This is a genomic window from Mycobacterium kyorinense (assembly GCF_001672775.1).
In the GTDB taxonomy this organism is placed as follows: Bacteria; Actinomycetota; Actinomycetes; order Mycobacteriales; family Mycobacteriaceae; genus Mycobacterium; species Mycobacterium kyorinense_A.
On record NZ_LZKJ01000198.1, the window covers coordinates 1 to 24,822 of the forward strand.

Annotated in this window: 24 protein-coding genes; 7 read left to right on the forward strand and 17 right to left on the reverse strand. The window is 64.6% G+C overall.

The window, feature by feature from the left end; translation table 11 throughout:
- Window positions 1–63 precede the first annotated feature (63 nt).
- The 4 genes from A5707_RS21310 to A5707_RS21325 form a co-directional block, all read right to left on the reverse strand.
- Window positions 64–492, reverse strand: coding sequence for a serine hydrolase (locus A5707_RS21310; protein ID WP_331713171.1), 429 nt, complete (start codon window positions 490–492; stop codon window positions 64–66).
- A gap of 238 nt (window positions 493–730) precedes the next feature.
- Window positions 731–1,537, reverse strand: coding sequence for an Fpg/Nei family DNA glycosylase (locus tag A5707_RS21315; RefSeq protein WP_065016425.1), 807 nt, complete (start codon window positions 1,535–1,537; stop codon window positions 731–733).
- Between the two features lie 6 nt (window positions 1,538–1,543).
- Complete coding sequence (locus A5707_RS21320) at window positions 1,544–2,026, reverse strand: ribose-5-phosphate isomerase (protein ID WP_065016453.1); 483 nt, start codon at window positions 2,024–2,026, stop codon at window positions 1,544–1,546.
- 13 nt (window positions 2,027–2,039) lie between these two features.
- Window positions 2,040–2,651 (reverse strand): Rv2466c family mycothiol-dependent reductase, encoded by a 612-nt coding sequence (locus A5707_RS21325; RefSeq protein WP_065016426.1) that lies wholly within the window; start codon window positions 2,649–2,651, stop codon window positions 2,040–2,042.
- Window positions 2,652–2,870: 219 nt separating this feature from the next.
- Here A5707_RS21325 and pepN point away from each other — a divergent pair, with 219 nt between their 5' ends.
- The gene (gene pepN / locus A5707_RS21330) at window positions 2,871–5,438 is read left to right on the forward strand and encodes an aminopeptidase N (RefSeq protein WP_065016427.1); all 2,568 of its coding nucleotides are present in this window, start codon (window positions 2,871–2,873) and stop codon (window positions 5,436–5,438) included.
- 26 nt (window positions 5,439–5,464) lie between these two features.
- On the opposite strand, the gene A5707_RS21335 is transcribed toward pepN, so the two are convergent.
- The 8 genes from A5707_RS21335 to A5707_RS21370 all read right to left on the reverse strand — a co-directional run bounded on the left by A5707_RS21335 (window position 5,465) and on the right by A5707_RS21370 (window position 12,041).
- Window positions 5,465–7,066 carry an alpha/beta hydrolase gene (locus A5707_RS21335; protein WP_082969609.1) on the reverse strand — a complete coding sequence of 534 codons (1,602 nt, stop codon included), beginning with the start codon at window positions 7,064–7,066 and terminating at the stop codon, window positions 5,465–5,467.
- 116 nt (window positions 7,067–7,182) lie between these two features.
- Window positions 7,183–7,674 carry a hypothetical protein gene (locus A5707_RS21340; RefSeq protein WP_156658256.1) on the reverse strand — a complete coding sequence of 164 codons (492 nt, stop codon included), beginning with the start codon at window positions 7,672–7,674 and terminating at the stop codon, window positions 7,183–7,185.
- 399 nt (window positions 7,675–8,073) lie between these two features.
- Entirely contained in the window at window positions 8,074–8,301 is a 228-nt protein-coding gene (locus A5707_RS21345) for a hypothetical protein (RefSeq protein WP_156658258.1), read from the reverse strand.
- Window positions 8,302–8,442: 141 nt separating this feature from the next.
- Window positions 8,443–9,882, reverse strand: a complete 1,440-nt coding sequence (locus A5707_RS24235) for an EspA/EspE family type VII secretion system effector (RefSeq protein WP_197495398.1) — start codon at window positions 9,880–9,882, stop codon at window positions 8,443–8,445.
- A 93-nt stretch (window positions 9,883–9,975) separates the two neighbouring features.
- Window positions 9,976–10,665 (reverse strand): type VII secretion target, encoded by a 690-nt coding sequence (locus A5707_RS21355; protein WP_065016432.1) that lies wholly within the window; start codon window positions 10,663–10,665, stop codon window positions 9,976–9,978.
- Window positions 10,666–10,776: 111 nt separating this feature from the next.
- On the reverse strand, window positions 10,777–11,244 hold the full coding sequence (locus A5707_RS21360; RefSeq protein ID WP_065016433.1) for a DUF5130 family protein: 468 nt from the start codon (window positions 11,242–11,244) through the stop codon (window positions 10,777–10,779).
- A complete protein-coding gene (locus A5707_RS21365; protein ID WP_065016434.1) occupies window positions 11,231–11,455 on the reverse strand; it encodes a hypothetical protein in 225 nt (74 codons plus the stop codon). Before A5707_RS21365 ends, A5707_RS21360 begins: the two co-directional genes overlap by 14 nt.
- A gap of 58 nt (window positions 11,456–11,513) precedes the next feature.
- A complete protein-coding gene (locus A5707_RS21370; protein WP_065016435.1) occupies window positions 11,514–12,041 on the reverse strand; it encodes a helix-turn-helix domain-containing protein in 528 nt (175 codons plus the stop codon).
- Window positions 12,042–12,138: 97 nt separating this feature from the next.
- On the opposite strand from A5707_RS21370, the gene A5707_RS21375 reads away from it, so the two are divergent.
- Complete coding sequence (locus A5707_RS21375) at window positions 12,139–13,098, forward strand: carbon-nitrogen hydrolase family protein (protein ID WP_065016436.1); 960 nt, start codon at window positions 12,139–12,141, stop codon at window positions 13,096–13,098.
- Window positions 13,099–13,121: 23 nt separating this feature from the next.
- On the forward strand, window positions 13,122–13,541 hold the full coding sequence (locus A5707_RS21380; RefSeq protein ID WP_197495399.1) for a hypothetical protein: 420 nt from the start codon (window positions 13,122–13,124) through the stop codon (window positions 13,539–13,541).
- Between the two features lie 3 nt (window positions 13,542–13,544).
- Here A5707_RS21380 and A5707_RS21385 read toward each other — a convergent pair whose 3' ends face one another.
- Window positions 13,545–14,192: an HNH endonuclease gene (locus tag A5707_RS21385; RefSeq protein ID WP_065016454.1), complete on the reverse strand. Its 648-nt coding sequence runs from the start codon at window positions 14,190–14,192 to the stop codon at window positions 13,545–13,547.
- 144 nt (window positions 14,193–14,336) lie between these two features.
- Here A5707_RS21385 and A5707_RS21390 point away from each other — a divergent pair, with 144 nt between their 5' ends.
- Genes A5707_RS21390 through A5707_RS21405 form a run of 4 tightly spaced genes read left to right on the forward strand, consistent with a single transcriptional unit; the run spans window position 14,337 to window position 16,867 of the window.
- The gene (locus A5707_RS21390) at window positions 14,337–14,735 is read left to right on the forward strand and encodes a globin (protein ID WP_065016455.1); all 399 of its coding nucleotides are present in this window, start codon (window positions 14,337–14,339) and stop codon (window positions 14,733–14,735) included.
- Window positions 14,735–16,306, forward strand: coding sequence for a glycoside hydrolase family 13 protein (locus A5707_RS21395; RefSeq protein WP_065016438.1), 1,572 nt, complete (start codon window positions 14,735–14,737; stop codon window positions 16,304–16,306). The genes A5707_RS21390 and A5707_RS21395 overlap by 1 nt, the downstream gene beginning before the upstream one ends.
- Window positions 16,307–16,334: 28 nt before the next feature.
- Window positions 16,335–16,568, forward strand: a complete 234-nt coding sequence (locus tag A5707_RS21400; RefSeq protein WP_065016439.1) for a YlcI/YnfO family protein — start codon at window positions 16,335–16,337, stop codon at window positions 16,566–16,568.
- Window positions 16,568–16,867, forward strand: coding sequence for a type II toxin-antitoxin system PemK/MazF family toxin (locus A5707_RS21405; RefSeq protein ID WP_065016440.1), 300 nt, complete (start codon window positions 16,568–16,570; stop codon window positions 16,865–16,867). The genes A5707_RS21400 and A5707_RS21405 overlap by 1 nt, the downstream gene beginning before the upstream one ends.
- A 203-nt stretch (window positions 16,868–17,070) precedes the next feature.
- Here the strand turns inward: A5707_RS21405 and A5707_RS21410 are convergent, their stop codons facing one another.
- The 4 genes from A5707_RS21410 to ssb form a co-directional block, all read right to left on the reverse strand.
- A complete protein-coding gene (locus A5707_RS21410; protein WP_065016441.1) occupies window positions 17,071–17,484 on the reverse strand; it encodes an acyl-CoA thioesterase in 414 nt (137 codons plus the stop codon).
- Window positions 17,481–22,433: an NAD-glutamate dehydrogenase gene (locus tag A5707_RS21415; protein ID WP_082969611.1), complete on the reverse strand. Its 4,953-nt coding sequence runs from the start codon at window positions 22,431–22,433 to the stop codon at window positions 17,481–17,483. The genes A5707_RS21410 and A5707_RS21415 overlap by 4 nt, the downstream gene beginning before the upstream one ends.
- Before the next feature lie 48 nt (window positions 22,434–22,481).
- A complete protein-coding gene (ettA, locus tag A5707_RS21420) occupies window positions 22,482–24,158 on the reverse strand; it encodes an energy-dependent translational throttle protein EttA (RefSeq protein ID WP_065016442.1) in 1,677 nt (558 codons plus the stop codon).
- A gap of 70 nt (window positions 24,159–24,228) precedes the next feature.
- Window positions 24,229–24,690 carry a single-stranded DNA-binding protein gene (gene ssb, locus A5707_RS21425; RefSeq protein ID WP_065016443.1) on the reverse strand — a complete coding sequence of 154 codons (462 nt, stop codon included), beginning with the start codon at window positions 24,688–24,690 and terminating at the stop codon, window positions 24,229–24,231.
- Between the last annotated feature and the right edge of the window lie 132 nt (window positions 24,691–24,822).

Consider the following 24,822-nt stretch of genomic DNA (forward strand, 5'->3'; position numbering starts at 1 on the left):
GGGGGAGACGGTGGCGGCGGACACGGTGGCGGGGGTGGCGGCGGCCATTAGCCGCCGCGCCGCTCAGTTTTTCGTGATGCCCAGCGCCGCGTAGATCTCGTCGGACAGCGCGACGCTGCGTGGGTCGGCATTGGCCTTGGTGGCGTCGTACCGGTTCATCACGTAGCCGTAGCCGATGCGGTGCTCAAGGTCGACAAACCCGAATGAACCGCCAAGGCCGCCATGCCCGAAGATCCGGGGATTGGGTCCGTTGACGCAGCGCTGGTTGAGCATGTAGCCCAAGCCCCAGCCGTGATCCGCGACGCGGGGGCCCAACACCAGATCGGTGTCGAAGCCGCCCTCCGCCGCCCGGACCACCCGGCCCTGGTCCTCCCGGCCCAGGTCCGCCGGGACCGTAATCGCCGCCGGGACCGAAGCCCGGGCCGGGTCCGGGGCCGTTGCAATATGGCCCGTTCCCTGGATTCCACGTGTCGCCCGGGTTGCATGGGTAATTCAGGAACGGCGTGGTTTGTGCTTGAGCATCACTTGCCGCACCCAGTCCGAGCAGGCCGAAACCCGCCGAAAGCATGGCCGTCGTTGCAACGACGCGTACAGATTTCGTCATCTCTGGCCCGTACCCAGGCTGGCTGTGCGCGAAACGACATCGCCCGCTAAGAACCGTTGGTAGACAACAAAAACGACAAAATTGCACACCGCATGCGAATGACTTGCAACTTGGTGGTGTCGATGGTCACGTCTGGCATTGCGGGCACCAGAAAACATTGCGACCCTCCAGCTCGGCGGTGCGAACCGTCGCCGCACACACCCGGCACGGGTCGCCGGCGCGGCGGTACACGTAGGTGCGAGGTTTTCCCGGACCGTAGGACGGTGCACCGTGGTCATGTTCGGGGCGCACCACGATGATCTTGCCGCGCCGCAAACCCACCTTCATCAGCGCCACCAGATCCGTCCATGCCGCGCCGAATTCGGTTTCGCTGACCACCTGGCCGGGTCGGTAAGGATCGATGCCGTGACGGAATAACAACTCGCTGCGATAGACGTTGCCGACACCGGCGATAACCGTCTGGTCCATCAGCAGGGCGCCGATTGGCCTGCGCGACTTGGTGATCCGCGACCATGCCCAGGTCGGGTCAGCGTCGCGGCGCAGCGGGTCCGGCCCGAGCCGCGCCACTACCTCGGCGATTTGTGCGTCATCGAGCAGTTCGCACACCGTCGGCCCGCGCAAATCGGTGCCGTATTCAGCGCCGACCATGCGCATGCGCACCTGACCGACCGGCGCGGGCATCGCCGCATCGGGCGGTCGCTCCCATTCGGTGAACGTGCCGTACAAGCCGAGGTGCACATGCACCGTCGGACCCTCGGCGTAATGGTGGAACAGGTGCTTGCCCCACACACTGGTGCGCCGTAGCACCCGGCCGTCGACCGCGGCGGCCGATGCGGCGAACCGGCCCTGCGGGCTGGAGACGGCCACCGGGCCGCCGGCAAACCGGCGCTGGTGCAGCCGCGCCAGCCGGTGCAGCGTGTGCCCTTCGGGCATGGGCGCTTACCCGGTGGGGGCGCCGGGGACCGGTGGCGCCTGGTGGCTGCGTTCGTACTCGGCGAGGATGTCGATACGGCGTTGGTGGCGTTCGGCTTCCGACCACGGAGTGTTCACGAACGCGTCGACGATGGCCAGCGCCTCCGGAACGGTGTGCATGCGGCCGCCGATACCGATCAGTTGGGCGTTGTTGTGTTCGCGGGCCAGCGTCGCCGTCTCGACGCTCCACGCCAGCGCACACCGCGCTCCGGGGACCTTGTTGGCCGCGATCTGCTCACCGTTGCCCGATCCACCCAGCACGATGCCCAGGCTGCCGGGGTCAGCGACCGTGCGCACCGCGGCGGCGATGCAAAACGCCGGGTAGTCATCCTCGGCGTCGTAGCCGAACGCGCCGCAGTCGATCGGCTCGTGTCCGGACTTCTTCAGATGCTCGATGATCTGCAGCTTGAGCTCGTAGCCGGCATGGTCGGCACCTAGGTAGACGCGCATGCTGGTCATTGTGTCAGTCGAATTCGGGTCGTTCGGTGCGGGTTCGCTTGAGTTCCCAGAAGTGCGGGTAAGACGCGAAGGTCACCGAGGCGTCCCACAGCTTGCCGGCATCCTCACCGCGCGGAATCTTCGACAGCACCGGACCGAAGAACGCCACACCGTTGACGTGGATGGTGGGGGTCCCGACGTCCTCGCCGACGGGGTCCATGCCCGCGTGGTGGCTCTTGCGCAGCGCCTCGTCGTTGGCGTCGCTGGTCGCGGCGTCGGCCAGCTCGGCCGGCAAGCCCACCTCGGCCAGCGACTGCTTGATGACGTCGTCGAGCTCTTTGTTGTCCTCGTTGTGGATGCGGGTGCCCATCGCCGTGTACAGCGGCCCGAGCACCTCGGCGCCGTGGGCCTGCTCCGCGGCGATCGCCACCCGAACCGGCCCAAACGCCTTTGCCATCCGCTCTTTGTAGTTGTCGGGCAGGTCCTCGCGGTCCTCGTTGAGCACGGCCAGGCTCATCACATGGAAGTTGACCTCGATGTCGCGGACCTTCTCGACCTCCAGGATCCAGCGCGACGTGATCCATGCCCACGGGCACAACGGATCGAACCAGAAATCGGCGACTGACTTCTCGGGCATGGAAGATCCTCTCATTGACGATGCGGTAGCCGCCCAGCACAACCGAGGGAACGCGACGCGTGTTCCCGGCTACTGGCTGCGAGTAAGGATAGGCAGCATGGCCGGCGCGGCGACCACGCTGGACGGTTTTCAACCGCTGCCACCCGGCCAAGTTGGATTGGCCGCCTCCTCCTCAGGCCGCTACGCGGCCTGCATCGTCACCGGCCTAAGTTGGGACACGTGGCTCTTCCCAATCTCACCCGCGACCAAGCCGTCGAACGCGCAACCCTCGTCACCGTCGACCGGTACCGAATCAGCCTGGACCTGACCGACGGCAACGGCGCGCCCGGCGAACACACCTTCCGATCGACGACAACTGTGGAGTTCGGCGCGCTGGCCGGCGCCGACACCGTCATCGACATCGCCGCGGACACGATTCACAGCGCCACCCTCAACGGCCGCGACCTCGACGTGTCCGGCTATGACGAATCGACCGGCATCGCGCTGAACGGTCTGGCCGCGCACAACGTCGTCGTGGTGGACGCCTCGTGCCGGTATTCCAATACCGGTGAAGGTCTGCACCGCTTTGTCGACCCGGTCGATGACGAGGTGTACCTGTACTCGCAGTTCGAAACCGCAGACGCCAAGCGGATGTTCGCCTGTTTCGACCAGCCCGACCTCAAAGCCGCCTTCGACATCACCGTCACCGCACCAGCACATTGGCAAGTGGTGTCCAACGGCGCCACCGTTGGCGTCGACAACGGTGTGCATACGTTTGTCACCACCCCGCGGATGAGTACTTACCTGGTGGCTCTGATCGCCGGACCGTACGCCCGATGGGACGACACCTACGTCGACGAGCACGGCGAGATTCCACTGGGCATCTTCTGTCGGGCGACACTGGCTGAATACATGGACGCCGAGCGGCTCTTCACCCAGACCAAGCAGGGATTCGGCTTCTACCACAAGCACTTTGGCACCCCATATGCATTCGGCAAGTACGACCAGTTGTTCGTGCCGGAGTTCAACGCCGGCGCGATGGAGAACGCGGGCGCCGTGACCTTCTTGGAGGACTATGTCTTTCGCAGCAAAGTCACCCGCGCCTCCTATGAGCGGCGCGCCGAAACAGTGCTGCACGAGATGGCGCACATGTGGTTCGGCGACTTGGTCACCATGCAGTGGTGGGACGACCTATGGCTCAACGAGTCGTTCGCCACCTTCGCCTCGGTGCTCTGCCAAAGCGAGGCAACCGAATTCAGCGAAGCATGGACCACATTCGCCAATGCCGAGAAATCGTGGGCCTACCGACAGGATCAGCTGCCCTCGACGCATCCGGTGGCCGCCGACATTCCCGATTTGGCCGCGGTCGAGGTCAACTTCGACGGCATCACTTACGCCAAGGGCGCGTCTGTACTCAAACAACTCGTGGCCTACGTCGGGCTCGAGCATTTCCTGGCCGGTCTGCGCGACTACTTTCGCGAGCATGCGTTCGACAACGCCACGTTTGCGGATCTACTTGGCGCGCTGGAGAAGTCGTCGGGGCGCGACTTGTCCGACTGGGGACGACAGTGGCTCAAGACAACCGGGCTCAACACACTGCGCGCCGATTTCGACGTCGACGACGACGGGCGGTTCACCCGGTTCGCCGTGACTCAAAGCGGCGCCGCGCCGGGGGCCGGTGAGACGCGGGTACATCGGCTTGCAGTCGGTATTTACGACGACGACGGATCGGGCCGGTTGGTCCGGGTCCATCGCGAAGAGCTTGACGTCGACGGACCGAGCACGGACGTCCCCGCGTTGGTCGGCATCTCACGTGGGCAGTTGATTCTGGTCAACGACGACGACCTGACCTACTGCTCGCTGCGGCTGGATCCCTCGTCGTTGGACACCGCATTGCAGCGCCTCGCCGATATCGCTGAGCCTCTGCCGCGCACCTTGGTGTGGTCGGCCGCCTGGGAGATGACCCGCGAGGCCGAGCTGCGCGCCCGCGACTTCGTGGCCCTGGTCTGCCGTGGCGTTGTCGCTGAAACCGAAGTTGGTGTGGCACAGCGACTATTGCTGCAAGCGCAGACCGCGTTGGGTTCGTATGCCGAACCGACGTGGGCGCGCTCAGAAGGCTGGCCCGCATTTGCCGATCGGCTACTGGAGTTGGGCCGCGACGCCGAAGCCGGCTCGGATCATCAGCTGGCCTATGTCAATGCATTGTGCTCATCAGTGCTGTCAGAACGTCATATCGAGGTGCTGTCGGCGTTGCTCGCCGGCGATCCTGCTGAGGTGGGATTGGCGGGACTGGCCGTGGATACTGATCTGCGCTGGCGAGTGGTCACCGCACTGGCCAGATCCGGCGCCATCGATGCGGAGGTCATCGATGCCGAGGTGCAGCGCGATCCCACGGCCGCCGGCAAGCGGCACGGTGCGCAAGCCGCTGCGGCGCGACCGCAGTTGCCGGTCAAAGAGCAGGCGTGGACCGAAGTTACCGAGGACGACACGCTGCCCAACATCACCGGCCGTTCGATCATCGCCGGCCTCGTCTCCCCCGGACAGGGCGAGTTGCTCCAGCCGTTCACCGCGCGCTACTTCGCGGCGATAACCGGGGTTTGGGAGCGCCGGTCCAGCGAGGTCGCGCAAACCGTTGTGGTGGGCCTATATCCGTCCTGGGACATCAGTGACGGCGGCGTCGCTGCTGCCGATGAGTTTCTCGCCGACCCGGAATTGCCGCCCGCGTTGCGCAGGCTTGTGTTAGAGGGGCAGGCCGGGATCAAGCGGGCGCTGAAGGCGCGGGCGTTCGACGCTGCCGGCGCGAGTTGACGCGTGGCCGGATAGTTGGGCCGCTGTCACGGCCGCCCGAGGTAGGGCGGTGGGACGCTCGCGATGACGGCACCGAAGTTGTACAACGCCTTCTTGCCGGGAGACCAGTAACTGCTGTGGGCGGCAACGCCGGGAAGCCCACGGGGCCCGGCGGGTCCGGGGTCGGCCTCCAGCAGCGTGGCACCGAACTGCGGCGCTGTCGGGTCACCTCCCAGCGTCCATTCGGTGGCGGCGCGGCCTAGTTCGATGATGTCGTTGACTGCTCGGGTGGCGTACACCTGGGCGCCGGCAGCCAGGTTGAGATCGGCGGCACGGTCGACCAGCACACCGGGGCTGCCCACCGCGATCATGTTGTCCGCGTCGAGGTGATGCCCGCCCGAGGCTGCCGCACCCACCAGCGTCGAGCCATAGCTATGCCCGATCACCGTGTCGATCGATGACGGTCCGACATGCGACGCTCGCATCCCACTCTCGAAGGCGCCCAATGCTTCCGCGCCCGCAAGGGCGGGGTCTGCGGACGCTGCATGCGTCACATCCATCGGCCGGTCATAACCCATCCATGTCGTGACCGCCACATCGCCGGGCTGCAAACTGGGGTCGGCGTGCAAGGCAGCGTTGTACATAGCACACGACCTCTCGTCGCTGTATTGCAGCCGGGGCAGGTCTTCGCCGGTGCCGGGCACGAAGGTGGCGTTGCGTTTGGCATTGTCGGGTTCGCCAATGGAGACCGCGGCGTGGCCCCGATCATCGATCAGCCCCAGGTAGCGTGTCGGCCCGTCCGAGACCAAAGCGGTTTGCACGGCGCGGTAGCCCTCGAGACGGTGTCGTGCCGCCAGGAGTTGCGGTGCCAGGACAGTGAATTCGTCGATAGCAGCGCCGCTGTGATCGCCCATGTACCTTTGGCGCGCCAGCTCGTCGACACGGTGTTGCATCCGGTTGACGTCGGCCTGTGTGGTCGTGGTCAGCACGTCGAGGTGCTGTCGGTTGTATTTGTCTTTGTCGACGAACGGCATTCCGGGATGGTTGCCGATGCTGTGATCTCGGCAGTAGAGCCGGTCTTGCTGTTCAGAGCTCAGCTTCACCCAGAAGTCGTGAAACTGCTTTGGATCCTGCGGCAGCGGCTTGGACAGCGAATCGTCGACGGTGGTCGTCGAGTCCTTCGCGCCCAGTGCCTGGTACTCGCGGCCGATGGTGCGTATACGTGCGCCAATCAGGTTAAGGTCGCTGTCGACCTGCCTGATCACCTCGGCCACGTCGCGGATTCCCTTGCGGGTGATGGGCATCAGCGCTCGGTCATGGTCTGCGCCGCTCGGCACCGACGCCGCCGCATCGAGCACCCACTGCTTGACACCATCCAGAGTCTGTCGCCCGGCAGACACCACGGCAGCCGAGCGATCGACTTCGGCACCTAGCCGCTGATCCAGTACGGCCAGTTGGCCCAGGACGCGCCCCTGCGCGCTATTGGCTTCGGCGTACGCATCGGCCGCCGTGCCGGTCCACCGCGGCGTCGGCGCCGCTGACTCCACGCCGCTTTGCGCCCAACGTAATTGAGTGCTGCGATCGAATGCTGTGCCCTCTTGTGGGGCACCGCTTCCTAACGTGGAGCGGGCGTCAGACCAGGTCGACATGAAAACGGCAAGCGCTCCCACCAAGCCCCCTGTCCCCCGACTGGTCCTTGGGTAAGTCTAAAGGCCCGCACCCCAAGCCCTTGACGGAAGTTTGCGGGTGGGCAGCAGTTTTAGAATCAGGAGCCGTGCACCACTTGCTTGAGCCCCGGGCATTGCTGGTTAAGCGCGTCGAGCGCTTCGTCGGTCATGGTGTTGTATTTGTGGACGTTGGCTATCCACTCCCTGGGTGGATACGTATCCGCGGACATCTTGTTGGCCTCGCGTTGCAGTTGCGCGTTGAGCGCCATGGCGTCCGCCCATGTGGTCAGCGGCTTCTTCATCTCCGGTGTCGCCACCGAACCCGCTGCGGCGCGCAGCTTGTCACCGAGCGTCGATTCCCTCTCGACGATCTCACCAGGGTCGTCTAACGTGCCGTCGTCGAGGCCAGTGTTCATCCACGTCGTCAACTCGTGCGACTGGCGGCCAAGGTCTTCGACAGCCGCACAGTCCTTTTCCAACGGAGTCGCGCCGTCGTAGGTAATCCAAACGGTCGCCGCGCCGCCGCTGGCCACAAGGATCGCGGCGGTCAATACCCACAACCAGCGTCGCCGCAACCAACTCGATGTCATCTATTTTCCTCAGGGCCGCGGCGGGATTGTGAACTCCTGACCACACGGGTCCGGAACGTTAATTGTGATCTTGCGTCATCGACCGACAATTGCATGACCTACTGCAAAACCGCCGGCAATCACGACCATCCCGATGGGCAGAGAAAGCCATGCTATCACCATTCCTCGTCCGATCTCACGCAAAATACCACCATAGGCCACAAACAAGAGCGAGACGATTATATCCGCCACCAAGTAGAAAAGGAGGTACTGAGCACCTCCGAATGAGGATAGCAAAACAGCGCTAAGCGATCCTAATATAATGAGAGTGTTTAGCAGTACAGCTACGAAGCGGATCGGGCCAGCAGGACTGCTCCGTGTCTCGGGGTGGTCGCTTAAACGGCTGACGCGATCCATCATTTAACGCCCCTCCAATACGAACGCGAATGTGGCACCTCCGATGAGTAGCATCGCGGACGTACCCGCAATACTGACTGATAAACCGCGCACCCCAGAAGAGTGCGAAGTCAGCAGCAGCATTGCGACGGTGGCGAAGGCAATCACATCGATGCAGAGCGCAGCGACGAACAGCGCAAATTCATGCTCGTCTAAAAGCGGCCATTTGCCCAAGAGCCAGATGGTCACCATGAGCAAGCCCACCATGAGTGGAGCGACTAGTGGAGTCACCCAGCTTGCTATTGCCCACGCACGCGGGTCTAGTCCGCGCAGACGGGTAAGAACCGGCATGGCGCCTCCGAAGTTCGACGTCTTATGGTCTGAATATTCTATTTACACTTGCGTTGTACCCCGGGGCACCGGCAAGGGCGGGACCGATGGTGGGTTAGTCGCGCGCCCGAATGGAGTGGAAGGCTTGTCTGCTCCTGGTACATCGAACTCGGTGTTCCACTCAGTGAAAGGTCCGAATGCCATGCCGCCAAATCCTATTTCGTGGTGGAACTCAAGGTTTGCTGCGGGTCCCCAAGAGCGGCCCGACCGGGCGGGGTCGATGAGCACGGTATGCGATTGTCCGGTCGGCAAATCTTGATAGACCTCGAGTGATGGGTAATCAGTGCGCGTACCATCGACGCGTAGACCGTCGGCACCCGGGGTGAACACAAGATCACCATTCACCGTCACGGGATTAACCGGTCCCATTGGGTTTTTCGCGATTTCTGGGGCAAACGGGTTTGCTGCACTGTATTGAATGCGGACCGACCCGTCGGGGTTCTGCCATACGCGACCCTCCGGCGCCCGAACTCTTACTTCTCCTGGGCCGCCAGACGCGTCCAACTGTACTGATGGGTTCTGGCGCATCACGACAATACCGTTTTCGTAGTCGATGTACGTCGTGACCCTTGCGTTTTCTGGGTCGAAATTCCGATTAGCAGTTCTATTGTCCCCGAAATCCCGCGTCCCTGGCCCACTTATGACATCTCTTTGTTCGATGTATTGCGACGCTCGAACGACACCCTGCCCTGGCACCGGGCGAATTTTCACAACCCGAATTTCGGGTTTGACACCTTTGTATTTTGGATCGTAGCTGTTCGGATTGAGCGCTTCTGCCGTTTCCCAGTCGATCGCACTGGTCGGTGGTCGACCAAAGACTTGTTTGAACGCTTCGGCGGAGGCGCGTTTACGTGCGTCATCGTCTCTACCGGTGATCGTGTTGAGATCATCGTCATTGGCGGGGTCCTGGTCCTCATCACGAGGCTCTTTGAGTCCCGGTCCCTGCTTCTTGTTGCCGCCGAGCGCCTGGTATTCGTCGCCGATGGTGCGAATACGCCCGCCGATCACATTGAGTTCGCTGTTGGACTGCTTGACGATCTCGGCGACATCAGCAATCCCCTTGCGCGCGATCGGCATTAGCATCTGCTCACGATCTGCGCTCGGCGGCACCGATGCCGCCGCATCGAGGACCCACTGCTTGACTCCGTCGAGGTTCTTGCGCCCCGCAGCCACCATCGCAGCAGACCGATCGACCTCCGCGCCGAGCCGCTGGTCCAACACCGCCATCTGTCCGAAGGTGCGGCCTTGTCTGCTGTTGGCTTCCTCGTACGCGTCGGCCGCGGTGCCGGTCCATTGTGCCCCTGGCGCCGCCGACTTCACGCCGCTTTGCGCCTGCCGGAATTGAGCGCTGCAATCAAAGTCGGCGCCGTCTTGTGGTGTTCCATCGCCTAACGTCGCGCGCGCGTTAGACCAAATGGACATGAAGGCGTCTAGCGCTCCCACTCAGGCATCTCTTTCCGTGTCTCAGACCCCGATTAAGTCTAAAGTCTCGAACGCCGAGCCTTGAGCAGCAATTAGTCGCCTGCTAATACGCCGCTAAAGCGGCGTCGCACCGGTTTTCGGCGAGGTTTCACTGACCAACATCACGTGTTCGGTCGGCGCCTTGCCGGCCGGCGTGTCTTCGCCGGGCGCAGCTTCATCACGGTTCTCCGACACCATTTCGACATCGCCTGCGGCGCGCTCACCGTGCTGCTGCGCCAGTTGGCCGGCCTGCTGAACGGCTTGCTGAACCCCCTGCAGCAGCGGTTGAGCCAACTGCCCGAGCGCCTGGGGTCCACCCTGGAACAACCCTGCCAACGCCTGAGCCAGCTGGCCTCCCATCTGACCCAGCTGCCCGAGCATCTGGCTGGCGCCGGCTCCAGAAGCCTTGCCTCCCGCAGGTGCGCCCTGCCCTGGCCCGCCCGAACCGCCGGTCGCTTCCCCGGCCGCCCCGAGCTTGGCCGCCGAACCCTGGTCGGCTTGGTCGTAGGCGTGCGCGGCGGCCTGGAGCGACTCGGAAAGGTGCCTGCCAACGTTGACCGCCCCGTGTATCGAGCCCTGTCGCGCGTCGAGCGCACCGCCCAAGGCCGAATGCACCGCTGAGGCGATCGGCCCGTGCGTCAGCTCAACACCAGTCGCTTGGGCGGTCGAACCGAGCAACCCCGAGACGCCGGACACGACGTCTGCATGGGTCTGCGCAAACCCCCGTAAACCGTCGGTCTGGATAAACAGATTTTCTTGGGTCACGTGTCCCTCGTCTCAGCGATTGCACCCACCTACGCTGCGCACAAGTCTAAGGGCGTGCAGACGAGGGCCAGACCGGAAATTTCTTCCGCGTCCGCTCCAGCCGGACTGAAGCTACGCCGGGGAAATCCCGGAACTCAGTACCCGGACCGCACTGATCAGCCCGTCGAGCAGATCGCCGTCCTTGAATGCCGCGGCGGCCGCAGCAACCCCCAGCGGTGCAGCCGATTCGGCTCCCCGGCCCCGCAGCTGCGAGCCATAAACCACCTCGATCGCACGCTGGTCAGGCGAGACGGCCACCAGCACCGCATTGTCTGGTGTGGGCACGTCGGCGAGGATTTCGCGGGCCCGGGCGGCGGTGTCGCCGCCGAGGTCGCCGATATAGACCGCGAACCGCGCATCGGAGTCCCGCGACCCATAGGTCAGCGCGTCATCGAGGGTGGCGAGGTCTTTGATCGGGAACGGGTAGTGCACCGACACATCGCCGGGCTCGGTCACCCCGGAGATCCGTCCGCTGGCGGTGATCACCGAGCCATTGGGCAACCCGGCGGGTTCGACGGTCGCAATCTCACCACTTGCCACTGGCGCCACCTCCCACGGTCAATTCGGAGCCGTGGCCATGGTGACCATCACCGACAGCCTCGTCGGTGGCGGCCCACAGGATCGGCGGGTGGGTCCATGGCTCGGACAACTTGTAGGTCGCCGGGTGGGCGCCCTTGTGCGACCAGATCAGCGCCACTAACACGATCACCAACAACAACGGGATTCCGAGGAAGTACAGGTGGATCTCCATCAGGCTCACGACGCAAACCGTATCCCACCGCTGCTTGGCAGTGAAAGGGCCTCGGTCGTTACCTATTGCGACTGTGATCGGTGCACGTGACGACGATGACCTCGCTGCGGTTGCGTCCGACCCGGCGCAGCTGGTGCGGAAGTGACGAGTCGAAATATGCGCAGTCGCCCGCCTCCAAGGTGACTGTCCGATCTCCGCAGCGCATTTCGACGGTACCGGAATGAATAAACACCAACTCTTGGCCGGCGTGGACCGGGTGCGGATGCTCACCGAATTCACGGGTGGGATGAACAATGAACGGAGACATGGCTTTTCCCAGCATGCCGGCTGCCACCGCGTGATAGCGGTCCACTGAGCGGCCCTCGGCGCGGTCGATCGACAGCGTCGTATCCGCTGAATCCGTGGAGAACAGCTGCGCTACATCGACTTCAAGCGCGCGGGCCACCTCTAACGCCACTGCGATCGAGGGGGTCGAACGCTGGCGTTCGATCTTCGAGAGGTAACTCTTGGTCAGCCCAGTCGCGTCGGCGAGTTGCTCGAGCGTCATCCCCCGCTGCAGCCGCACTGAGCGCAGCAGAGCACTCATCGCACCTCCGTCATCGCGCGTCCCACGGCAGGAGTTTACACGTTCCACCATAAGACACCTCGTGTCTTATGGTGGACGTTGTGTTAGCGTCTGGGGCATGGTCCTCGCAGCGGCCCTGCAGTTAGAAGCGGTACTCGGCGATATCTCAGCCAACCTGGCGGCCTGCGAACGACTTGCCGACGAAGCGGGCCAAGCGGGCGCCGCCGTCATCGCGCTACCGGAATTCTTTACCACCGGAATCGGTTTCGACACGTCGCTTGCCGCAGCCGCGCTGCCACCAGACGGTGCGGCCACCGAACTACTGACCACGCTCGCCGCTCGCCACGGGGCGCTAGTCGGGGGTTCGTTTTTATGCCGCGACCCCGATGGCCACGTCCGTAACGCGTACGTGCTTGCTGATGCCGGCGGTGTCGTCGGACGGCACAACAAAGACCTACCCACGATGTGGGAGAACGCGTTCTACGTGGGCGGCGATGACGACGGCGTCCTGAATACCGGGGAGCACGCGGTCGGGGCGGCGGTGTGCTGGGAATTGATGCGCACCCAAACCGTTCGACGCCTACGTGGCCGGGTAGATCTGGTCATGACGGGCTCGGGGTGGTGGTCGGTTCCCGCCTGGACACCCCGCTCGGTGTTCGCCCGTCTCGAGAACGACAACTCCGCGACAGCCCGTCGGGCGGCGGCCTCGTTTTCGCAGTATGTGGGTGCGCCGGTCGTCCATGCCGCCCACGCCGGCTCGCTGACCTGCCCGATGCCGTGGCTGCCCGTGCAGTACCGGGGTCATTTCGAGGGCTCGACGCTGATCGCCACCGCAAGCGGCACCGTCGTCGCCGAACGGCGCGCCGACGAAGGCGAAGGGGTCGTCCTCGGCGAAATCGCCCTCGGCCGCCAGAAGGCCACCCTGGAACCACCGGCCGGCTTTTGGCTGCATCAACGCAACTGGTTGTCCGCGTCCGCATGGCATTACCAGCGCTGGCATGGGCGGCGTTGGTATCGGCGTCACGTCGCAGCCAAGCAAGGCGGGAGTCTCACATCGCATACGACTAAGGAGACATGATCTTGGAGTGCATGAGCCCGGTGTTGGGCACCGACACGGTTGTGACGCTGCTGGCGGCCGGTCTGATCTTCCTGCTGGCCCTGAGCTTGGGCGTATGGAAGTACCGCCAGATGGCCACCCGGCCCGAACATCTCGCTCACCCGTATGTGGACATCGCACACCGTGCCGCTCTGCTCTACTCGTTCGCCACGCTGTTGACTGCCGTGTTTGTCGAGCTCAGCGCCTGGCCCAGCTGGGTCAATCTGACCGCGGCAATGGTCCTGGTCTTCTTCTTTGTCGCTGCCATCCTCAGCTACATCGTGCACGGCGTCCTGCAGGACACCACGAACCAGTTCGAGCACCCGGGTCCGGGGCTGCACATCTCGATGGCGTTGCTCATCGTCGGTGAAATTGGCGGCTTCGCGGTTCTGCTCGCTGGATTCATCGCCGCTCAATTCGGCTGAGTGCTAGGCGGCTCCCTCACCTAGATACCGTGCCCACGCCGGGTCGAGCTCTTTGACCGTCGACAGCAATCGCCAATGCTGCCCCTTCGGCGATGCCGGCGCCAACCGCAGCGACCAGCCCAGCTCGGCCAGCAGCCGGTCCCCCTTGCGGTGGTTGCATGTCGAGCAACACGCCACGCAGTTCTCCCAGGAGTGGTCTCCGCCGCGGCTGCGGGGCACCACGTGGTCGACGGTGTCGGCCTTCGAACCGCAGTAGGCGCAGCAGAAGCGGTCCCGGTGCATCAGCGCCGCGCGGGTCATCGGGACCCGGGCGCGGTACGGCACCCGCACATAGGATCGCAGCCGGATCACCGACGGCACCGCGATCGACCTGGTCGCCGAGTGGATCACCGGCCCGGCCGGATCGTCGTGCACCACGTCGGCCTTGCCGCAGATCAACATGATGATCGCCCGTCGCATCGGCAGCGCGGTCAACGGCTCGTAGGTGGAGTTCAGCAGGAGCACTCGCCGGCGATTCCAGATGGATCCCGCGTCACGCGCGGTGGGCGGAGGACTGTCGACGCTGTGCAGGCATGACCCGGGTACGGGGCCGGTTAGCCCTGCCGCGACACCGGAACTGCGGTGGCCGCGGCGTCTCTTATGCTGCGCCATACGTCCTCCGCCGAACAGTCCACCATGATTCGCGATCGACCGCACGCCAAATTGGCGTGTCTGCGCTGGTCGATCCGGTGAACAACCGGTGCTGTCGCCACGGCGGGCGGTGGCCCGCCGGCGCCATGCCCCACAATGGAGGAGATGGAACCGCTACAACAACCGTCGTTCTATGACGCCGTCGGCGGCGCCGAGACCTTCCACGCCATCGTCGCGCGTTTCTACGAGCTGGTCGCCGAGGACGAAATTCTGCGCCCGCTTTATCCCGAGGATGACTTGGCCGGGGCCGAGGAACGGTTGCGGATGTTCCTCGAGCAGTACTGGGGCGGGCCGCGGACCTACTCGGAACGGCGAGGTCACCCGCGGCTGCGGATGCGCCATGTTCCGTTCCGGATCACGCCGATCGAACGCGACGCCTGGTTGCGGTGTATGCACACCGCGATCGCATCGATCGACTCGCAGACCCTGGACGACGCGCACCGCCAAGAGCTGCTGGACTACCTGCAGATGGCGGCGCACTCACTGGTGAATTCCGCGTTCTAATGGGTCGTCACAGTGCGCCGTGGTGGCGCGACGCGGTCTTTTACCAGGTCTATCCGCGTTCGTTCGCCGACAGCGACGGGGACGGCGTCGGCGACTTGGACGGGGTGACCGCCCGGCTGGATTACCTCGCCCAGTTGGGGGTCGACGCGATCTGGATCAACCCGGTCACCGTGTCGCCGATGGCCGACCACGGTTATGACGTCGCCGACCCGCGTGACGTCGACCCGTTGTTCGGCGGTCTGGCCGCCCTCGAGCGACTGATCGCGGCAGCACACGACCGCAACATCAAGATCACAATGGATCTGGTGCCGAACCACACCAGCTCGGCGCATCCGTGGTTCCAAGCCGCGCTGGCCGCCGGCCCCAGCACCGACGCGCGTGAGCGCTACATCTTCCGCGACGGCCGCGGTCCCGGCGGGCTGGAGCCGCCAAACAACTGGGAGTCGGTGTTCGGCGGTCCCGCCTGGACCCGGGTTAACGAGCCCGACGGCAACCCGGGCCAGTGGTATCTGCACCTGTTCGACGCCGAGCAGCCGGACTTGAATTGGGACAACCCGGAGATTTTTGACGATTTCGAGAAGACGCTGCGGTTCTGGCTGGAACGCGGTGTCGACGGCTTCCGCATCGACGTCGCTCATGGGATGGCCAAGCCGCCGGGTCTGCCGGATATGGCGGCCGTCGACCGCAGCCGGATGTTGCGCAACAAGGACGACGATCCGCGGTTCAATCACCCTGATGTGCACGCGATTCATCGCGACATCCGCAGCGTCATCGACGACTATCCCGGCGCGGTGACCATCGGGGAGGTGTGGGTACACGACAACGCCCGCTGGGCAGAGTATTTGCGGCCCGACGAATTGCATCTCGGCTTCAATTTCCGGCTGGTGCAGGCGCAGTTCGATGCCACCGACATCCGCGACGCGATCGAGAATTCGCTGGCCGCGGCGGCGATCGAAAACGCCACCCCGACGTGGACATTGTCCAACCACGATGTCGAACGCGAAGTCACCCGCTACGGCGGCGGCGCGGTCGGGCTGGCGCGCGCCCGAGCAATGGCAATGGTGATGCTCGCCCTGCCCGGCGCGGTGTTCATCTACAACGGGGAAGAGCTCGGCCTGCCGAACGTGGAGTTGCCCGACGAGGTGCTGCAAGACCCGACGTGGGAACGCTCGGGCCACACCGAACGTGGGCGCGACGGGTGCCGCGTGCCGATGCCGTGGGAGGGCGACACACCGCCTTTCGGCTTCTCGACCACTGTGGACACGTGGCTGCCGATTCCGCCGGATTGGGCGGCGCTGACCGCTGAGAAGCAGCTCGCCGATACCGGCTCGACGCTGACGTTCTTCCGCCGCGCGCTCGAACTACGCAGCCTGCGAGCGGAATTCAATGGCACCCGGATCGACTGGCCGACCGCGCCGCGCGACGCGTTGATGTTCACGCGTGGACAGTTGGTCTGCGTGCTCAATGCCGGAACGCGGCCATTACGGCTGCCCGAGGGTGAAGTTCTGTTCGCGAGCGCGCCCGTCGCCGACGGTGAGTTGCCGTCGAACGCCGCGGCCTGGCTGGTGTAGGCGCATCCCATTTCGGTACCATTATGGTATGAGCACACAGATCGCCGTCCGGCTACCCGACGAAGTGGTCGCGTTCCTCGATCGGGAGGTCAGCGAGAAGCGGGCAACGAGCCGTGCCGCGGTCGTGCTGCGTGCCCTCGAGCGAGAGCGACGCCGCCAGATCGCTGCTCGTGACGCCGCCATACTCACGGCTACCGAACCCGACCGGGACCTCGACGCACTCGCCCAATTTGCCGCCAAGCTGGCCACTGACATCGACTGATGCGGCCCATCCATCTCGCTCATCTCGATAAGACGCGGCCGGTTGTGATCTTGACTCGCGAACTCGTCCGCCCCCACCTCATGCGTGTGACGATTGCTCCCATCACCGGGGCCATTCGCGGCCTATCCACCGAAGCGGTCGTGGGCGTTGAGAATGGGCTTCAACAGACGTCAGTTGTCAGCTGCGACAACATCACTACCATCCCCACCGACGCGATAGGCCGCCACATCGGCTACCTTTTGCCACATCAGGAAGCGGCTCTATCGCAAGCAATCAGCGCTGCGTTCGACCTCGAATGATGACTCTGACGCGGGTAACCACTGCACCCGCGGTTGTCTCGGAAGGTCGCATGCGTACGCTTCTCGCACCAGCAGCCAAAGCCGTGCCCACGGTGAAACATGAGTGTTCATCGTATCGCTGGCTTTTTCGTGTCCGCAGCGGCGCGCGAGCGGTATCTCGTCCGCTACCAAGGACTTTGGGCCCAACCACAGTCCGCACTCGGCTACCGCTGCCACCGCTGCAAATACTCCCGATGGTGCGACGTGAGCCGCACCAGCCGCTGCTCGTCGATGTGGACTGCGGCGAGCTGTGTTTCGGCCACCACCGCGGGTTTGGAGGCCGGATCGGCGTTGACCGAGCGCACCTCGTAGCCGACGGTGAAATCCACCGCTCTCAGCCGCTTCACCCACATGGTCACCTGAAGCGGCGAATCCGCCAGCCGCAGCTGATCTTTGTAGGTGACCCGCACGTCGGCGATCAGCAGCCCGATGGTGGTGATGTCGGCGCCGAAAGGTTCGCGCAGAAACGGCACGCGAGCCTCTTCGAGAATGGTGACCATGGTGGCGTGGTTGATGTGCTGGTACATGTCGATGTCCGACCACCGCACCGGCACAGGTGCGACAAAACCATTGGTCACCCCGATGATCCCCGTCCGCTAGTACGTGTCATGCGCCGAATCTGACGCGCGGCCACCGACAGCGTAGCCAGGTCCTTGTCGCCGCTTTCATAGATCTCGGTGAGCGTACGACGTGCCCGCTCGACCCGCGACGCGCTGGTGTGTTCCCACTCCCCGATCTTTTCTTCGGCGCTCTCGTCGGGCTCGCCGACAGCCAGGACGTCGAAACACAGTGCCCGCAGCGAAGCATAGATGTCATCACGAATGGCTAAGCGCGCCAACGAATGCCAGCGATCTTTGCGGGGCAGCTCAGAGACCGCGGTCAGTAGCCCGTCGGTACCGAGGCGGTCCATCAACGCGAAGTAGGTGTCGGCGACCTCCGCGGCGTCCCGGTCGTCGATGTCCGCAATGTCGATGATGTCGAGCAGGCTGTACCGGTACAAACCGGTGGCGACGCGGTAGGCCAGCTCGTCAGAGGCGCCCTGCGAGATGAATTCGGCAGCTTCCTTCTCGACGATCGCTTTGTCGTCGCCGCGCAACCATTCCGAGATCCGCGGCGACAAGGCGCGTACTTTCTTGGCGAACCGGTTGATCTCGGCGCCGACTGCCAGCGGCTGGGGCCGGTAGTTGAGCAGCCAACGTCCGGCCCGGTCGATCAGCCGGCGAGTATCCAGCGTCATGCGGTCCGACAGCGAGACGGGCAAGCCGGCCGTCCGGATCTGGCGCCACAACTCCCCCACCCCGAAAATCGCGTCGGTTGCGACATAGGTGCGGACGGCGTCGACTGGGCTCACGCCGACGTCTTCGGTGATGCGGTAGGCGTAGGTGATGCCGCTGATGTCGATCAAATCGTTGATCAGCATCGTGGTGACAATCTCGCGGCGTAGCTGATGCGAGCGGATCTCGGCGCCCAGCCGCTCCCGCAGCACCGACGGAAAGTACTGCGGCAACCGTGAAGCGAACACTTCCTGATCCGGCAGGTCGGTGCCCAGCAACTCGTCTTTGAGTACGAGTTTGACATGTGCCATCAGCGTCGCCAGTTCCGGTGAGGTGAGCCCCAACCCGGCCTCGGCGCGCCGGTGGATTTCCTTCTCCGTCGGCAGGGCCTCGAGTTCGCGGTTCAAACCGCGTTCTGCCACAAGGTATCTGATCTGGTCGGCATGAACCGGCAGCAGGCTGGCGGCGTTGGCCCGGCTGGTGCCCATCAAGTCGTTCTGGTCGATATTGTCGGCGAGCACCAACTCGGCGACTTCGTCGGTCATCGACTCGAGCAGCTCGGTACGTTCCTCAGGCTTGACCTTGCCGGCAGTGACCGCCGTGTCGACCAGGATCTTGATGTTGACCTCGTGGTCGGAGCAGTCCACACCGGCTGAGTTATCCATTGCGTCGGTGTTGATCCGACCGCCGCACAGGTCGAACTCGACCCGGCCGAGGGAGGTGACGCCGAGGTTTCCGCCCTCGGCAATGACCTTGGCGCGCACTTGGTTCGCGTTGACCCGCACCAGATCGTTGGCCCGGTCGCCGACGTCGGAGTCCGACTCGGTTTCGGCTTTGATGTAGGTGCCGATTCCGCCGTTGTAGAGCAGGTCCACCGGTGCTTTGAGAATCGCGCGGACCAGACTCGGCGGCGCCATCTCGGTGACGTCGTCCTCGATTCCCAGCGCGGCGCGGACCTGCTCGCTGATCGGGATGGTTTTGTGTTCACGGCTGTGGACGCCGCCGCCCTCGCTGATCAGCGATGTGTCGTAGTCATCCCAGCTGGAGCGGGGCTGCTCGAACAGTCGCCGGCGTTCCTCCCATGAGGTCGCCGCGTCCGGGTCGGGGTCGAGGAAAATGTGGCGGTGGTCGAAGGCGGCGACCAACCGGATGTGTTTGGACAGCAGCATGCCGTTACCGAACACGTCGCCACTCATATCGCCGATCCCCACGACGGTGAAGTCTTCGTGTTGCGTGTCGACACCCATCTCGCGGAAGTGGCGCTTGACCGCCTCCCAGGCACCGCGGGCGGTGATGCCCATGGCCTTGTGGTCATAACCGACCGAGCCGCCGGAGGCGAATGCGTCGCCCAGCCAGAACCCATACGACTTGGCGAGGTCGTTGGCGATGTCGGAGAATGCGGCGGTGCCTTTGTCGGCGGCCACCACGAGGTAGGCGTCGTCACCGTCGCGACGCACCACCTCGGGCGGGGCGCTGACCTCACCGGTGGTGTGGTCGACGTTGTCGGTGATCTCCAGCAGCCCCGAGATGAACAGTTTGTAGCAGGCCACCCCCTCCTCGCGGCTGGCGTCTCGGTGCGCGGTGGGGTCACCGGTGGGCAACGGCGGCCGTTTGACGACGAAGCCGCCCTTGGCGCCGACCGGCACGATGACGGCGTTCTTGACTGCCTGCGCCTTGACCAGGCCCAGGATTTCGGTACGGAAGTCGTCTCGACGGTCTGACCAGCGCAGCCCGCCGCGTGCCACGTAGCCGAAGCGAAGGTGCACGCCTTCCACCCGGGGCGAGTACACGAAGATCTCGAACTTCGGACGCGGCAGCGGCAGCTCGTCGATCAGCTGGGCGTCGAGCTTGAGCGCGAGCACGTTTCGGCTTCGAGCCGAATCTTGCCGTGTCACAAAGTAGTTGGTTCGTAACGTCGCCTGAATCAGCGAGGCGAACGCGCGGAGAACGCGGTCGGTGTCGAGGCTTTGCAGCGCGTCAATGTCCGCGGTGACAGCCGCAGCCGCCGATTGGGCATCTCGGCTCTTCGGCGAACTGGACGGATCCGGATCGAACAACGCCTCAAAGAGCGCCACCAGCGCGCCTGCGGTGTGCGGGTTCTCGGTGAGCACCGATTCGATATGCGGCTGGCTGTAGGGAAAACCCGCCTGTCGCAGATACTTTGCGTAGCTGCGCAGCACCACGACTTGCTGCCAGGTCAGATCGGCGCGCAGCACCAGCTCGTTGAATCGGTCGATCTCGACGCGTCCCTGCCATATCGCAGTCACCGCATCGGCGAATCGCTGTGCGGCGGCTTCGCGCTCAGGGCCTTCCGACGCCAGGGAGATGGTGGGATGCGGCGAGATCTTGAATTGGTAGATCCACACCTTCAATCCGTCGGAACGGGCGACGGTGAACGGCCGCTCCTCGAGCACCACCACGCCCATCGATTGCAGCATCGGCAGCAGTCGGCTCAGGGACGCCGTCCTGCCGCCCAAATACCATGTCAGCAGCGCGATCCCGTCGCCGTCGTCGTGGTCGGAGAACACCAGCTTGACCGAATCGTCGCTCAACGATTCGATGACGGCGATGTCTTTGATGGCGTCGGCGGGGGCGATGGCCTGTTTGTATGCCTCCGGGAAGGCTGCCGCGTAGTGCTCCGCCTCGCGCTGCGCGATGGAGCCGCTTTGCACGGCCCCGAGCAATCGGTCACCCCAGGTGCGGGTGGCCTCGGTCAGCAGGCGCTGGATGCGTACGCGGTTGGCCTCGGAGGTGTCGACGTCCGATGAGGCGGATGCTTCCGGCAGCCGAACGACGAAATGCACGAGCGCCCATGGCGCCTCGCTGACTCGGGCGGTGTATTCGAGGCTGCTGCCACCGAATTCGCGGACCAAAATGTCCTGCATTTCCAATCGGACCGCGGTGGTGTAGCGGTCGCGAGGCAGATACACCAGACAGGACACGAGTTGCCCGAGTCGATCGGCACGCAGGAACAGCAGTGCCCGCCGCCGCGACCCGAGATCGACGACGGCCATCGCCATGCTCAGCAGCCGTTGGGCGTCCAGGGCGAACAACTCCGAACGCGGCACGGTCTGGATGATGTCGAGCAGCAACTGGCCCGGATGGCTGGGGTCGCGTTCGGACAACGCGAGCGCCTCCTGCACCCGCCCGGCAATCAACGGGATCTCCAGCACGTTGGCGTTCATGGCGGCGACGGTGAAGAGTCCGACGAAGCGATGCTCGACCACGCGATTCCCGGCATTCTCCCGGATGACGACGATGTACGGGTAAGCACCGAAACGCACATAACTGGGGACGGTCGCCTGGGCGAGCACCAGCAGCTTGTCGTCGTCGCTCAACCGGGACCGCGACGCCTTGCGCAGCCGCAGCACACCCAGTCGCGCTGATTCGTCAACCGACACCTGGCCGTCGAGCACCGGGCCACGTTGGTAGCCCAGCAGGATGAAGTGTCCGTCGGCCAACCAGCGCAACAGGGCGGCAACCTCACGGCGGTCCGGGCCCGAAAAGCGTCCGTCCCGGTCGGTTTCGACGTTGCCGGCCAGTCCGTTGAGGGTCGCGGTCATCGCCGTGGAATCGGCCGCGACCTGGCGGACGTCGGCCATCACGTTGGGGAGCAGGCGTTCAGCCTCAGCGAGGGCTTTGCGGTGAGCCGACGGCGCGAGCTGGATGTGGATCCACATCTCATTGATCTGGTGGGCATCGCCCTGCGCGGCCTCGGCGGTGCTCGCTGCGACGCCCACCAGATCACCGGAGGCGTCGCGGCGCACCGCGAACACCGGGTTCATGAGGCCGACATATGCCACCCCGAGCCGGTGCAACAGGACCGCGACGGAGTCCATCAGCATGGCGCCGTACTCGGTGACCACCTGCATCGCGGGGCCGAACCCCGCGCGATCGTCGGCCGGATAGACCGCCACCCGGGTTTCGCCGGGGCGGCGGTGCTGCGCCAAGTGGAAATGGGCAGTCAGCATCGCCGGCGTCACCGCGCCGGCAGCGGCCCGGCTGATGACGGCGGTATCGGCGAACTGCCGGTCGGTGTCGGGCGCGTCGCCGTGCGGACCGCGGTAGGTAGCGGTGTACGCCTTCGGAATCCAGTACGGAACGTCGTCCGCTCCGCCGAATTCGGTCCAGCCGGCCGGCAGATGGAAGTTCTGCCTTGCCGGCGGTGCCGCACGTGCCGGCGACCCGGGGTGGGGATAGCCCCGATTGCCGGGGCCCGGATGTTCGGGTTTCCCCCCTGGGTCAATCGTCATGCCGACGGCTCCTGACTCAGCACGCCTACCAGCCTGCTGCCGCCGACATTAGTCCCGAGTGAGCCTTCGGTGGGTCACTCTGTGCGGGCGTGCCGCCTCGACGCCGAGCCGTTCGACCTTGTTTTCCTCATATGCACCGAAGTTGCCTTCGAACCAGAACCACTTGGCCTCGTTGTCGGCGTCGCCCTCCCACGCCAGGATGTGCGTACAGGTGCGGTCCAAAAACCAGCGGTCGTGTGAGATCACCACTGCGCAGCCGGGGAATTTCTCCAACGCGTTCTCCAATGAGCTCAACGTCTCGACGTCGAGGTCGTTGGTGGGCTCGTCGAGCAGGATCAGGTTGCCGCCTTCTTTGAGCGTCAGCGCCAAGTTGAGTCGGTTGCGTTCGCCGCCGGACAGCACCCCGGCCGGCTTCTGCTGGTCGGGGCCCTTGAAGCCGAAGGCCGAAACGTAGGCACGAGACGGGATCTCGCTTTGCCCGACCTGGATGTGGTCGAGGCCATCAGAGACGACCTCCCACACGGTCTTCTTGGGGTCGATCCCCGCGCGGGTTTGATCGACGTAGCTGATTTTGACGGTCTCGCCGACCTTGACGGTGCCGCTGTCCGGTTGCTCGAGGCCGACGATGGTCTTGAACAGCGTGGTCTTGCCCACCCCGTTGGGTCCGATGACACCGACGATGCCGTTGCGTGGCAGCGTGAACGACAGATCCTTGATCAGCGGGCGGCCTTCGAAGCCCTTGTCCAGGTGTTCGACCTCGACGACCACGTTTCCCAGCCGCGGGCCGGGCGGAATCTGGATCTCCTCGAAGTCGAGCTTGCGGGTTTTTTCCGCCTCGGCGGCCATTTCCTCGTAGCGCTGCAGCCGCGCCTTGCTCTTGGCTTGCCGTGCCTTGGCGCCCGAACGCACCCAGGCCAGCTCGTCTTGCAGGCGCTTTTGCAGCTTGGCGTCCTTGCGGCCCTGCACCGCCAGCCGCTCGGCCTTCTTCTCCAAATAGGTGGAGTAGTTGCCCTCGTACGGGTAGGCGCGGCCCCGGTCGAGCTCAAGGATCCACTCGGCGACGTTGTCGAGGAAATAGCGGTCGTGGGTGACCGCCAAGATCGCCCCGGCGTAGCTGGCCAAGTGCTGTTCGAGCCACTGCACGCTTTCGGCGTCGAGGTGGTTGGTCGGCTCGTCGAGCAGCAGCAGGTCGGGTTTGGACAGCAGCAGCTTGCACAACGCCACCCGACGCCGCTCACCGCCGGACAGGTGGGTGACCGGCTCGTCGGGCGGCGGGCAGCGCAGCGCGTCCATGGCCTGCTCGAGCTGGGAGTCGATGTCCCAGGCGCCGGCGTGGTCGAGCTCTTCTTGCAGCCGGCCCATCTCCTCCATCAGCTCGTCGGTGTAGTCGGTGGCCATCAGCTCGGCGACCTCGTTGAACCGGTCGAGCTTGACTTTCAGTTCTCCGAGCCCCTCTTCGACGTTGCCGCGAACGGTCTTCTCCTCGTTCAGCGGCGGCTCCTGTTGCAGGATGCCGACGGTGGCGCCGGTGGCCAGGAAAGCATCCCCGTTGTTGGGTTTGTCCAGGCCGGCCATGATCCGCAAGACGCTCGACTTGCCCGCCCCGTTGGGGCCCACGACGCCGATCTTGGCTCCGGGCAAAAAGCTCAGAGTGACGTCGTCGAGGATGACTTTGTCGCCGTGCGCCTTGCGGACCTTTTTCATCGTGTAGATGAACTCAGCCATGCAGCAGTGTTACCTCTCTGGTCTTCGAGTGCTCGTGGCCCATCCTAGGTAATCGCTGCAGCAACGCCGACTACGCCGATAGCGGCAGCCCGATCCCCGCGTCGGGTTGGGCATCTGCACCGCGGGTCTCGTCATCGGAATTGGCCTCGGGCTGCAATGACGCGTCGGTTTCTGCGGCCACCGTCTTCTCCACCCGCGCGATGCACCGGGACAGATCGGGGCCGACGGCGGTGGCCCGCATTTCCAGCGACGACCGGCGGATGCCCTCTTTGTCCTCGTATTCACTGGTGTGCACGTGACCGGCGACGATCACTGCCGAACCCTTGCGCAGCGACGCACCCACGCCGGTGACCAGCCGGCCCCAGCAGTTGACGGTGACGAACAGTGAATTGCCGGGCTCCCAGGTGCCGTCGGGACCACGTCGGCGCGAGTTGCTCGCGACGCGGAACTTGATCACCTCTTGGTCGCCGACCTGGCGGCGTTGTAAGTCATTGACGATATTCCCGACCACGGTCAGCGGCGTTTCGAACATTGCTCATCCCTTTCCTGATTGCGGCGGTCGCTCGGTGTGATCCCGCCGGCGCTGCTCACATTGAGCGCCGGCAGCGCGACACTCCGGCCGGATCACGGGCCGCACATGGCGCCGGCTGTGGAGAAAGTGGCG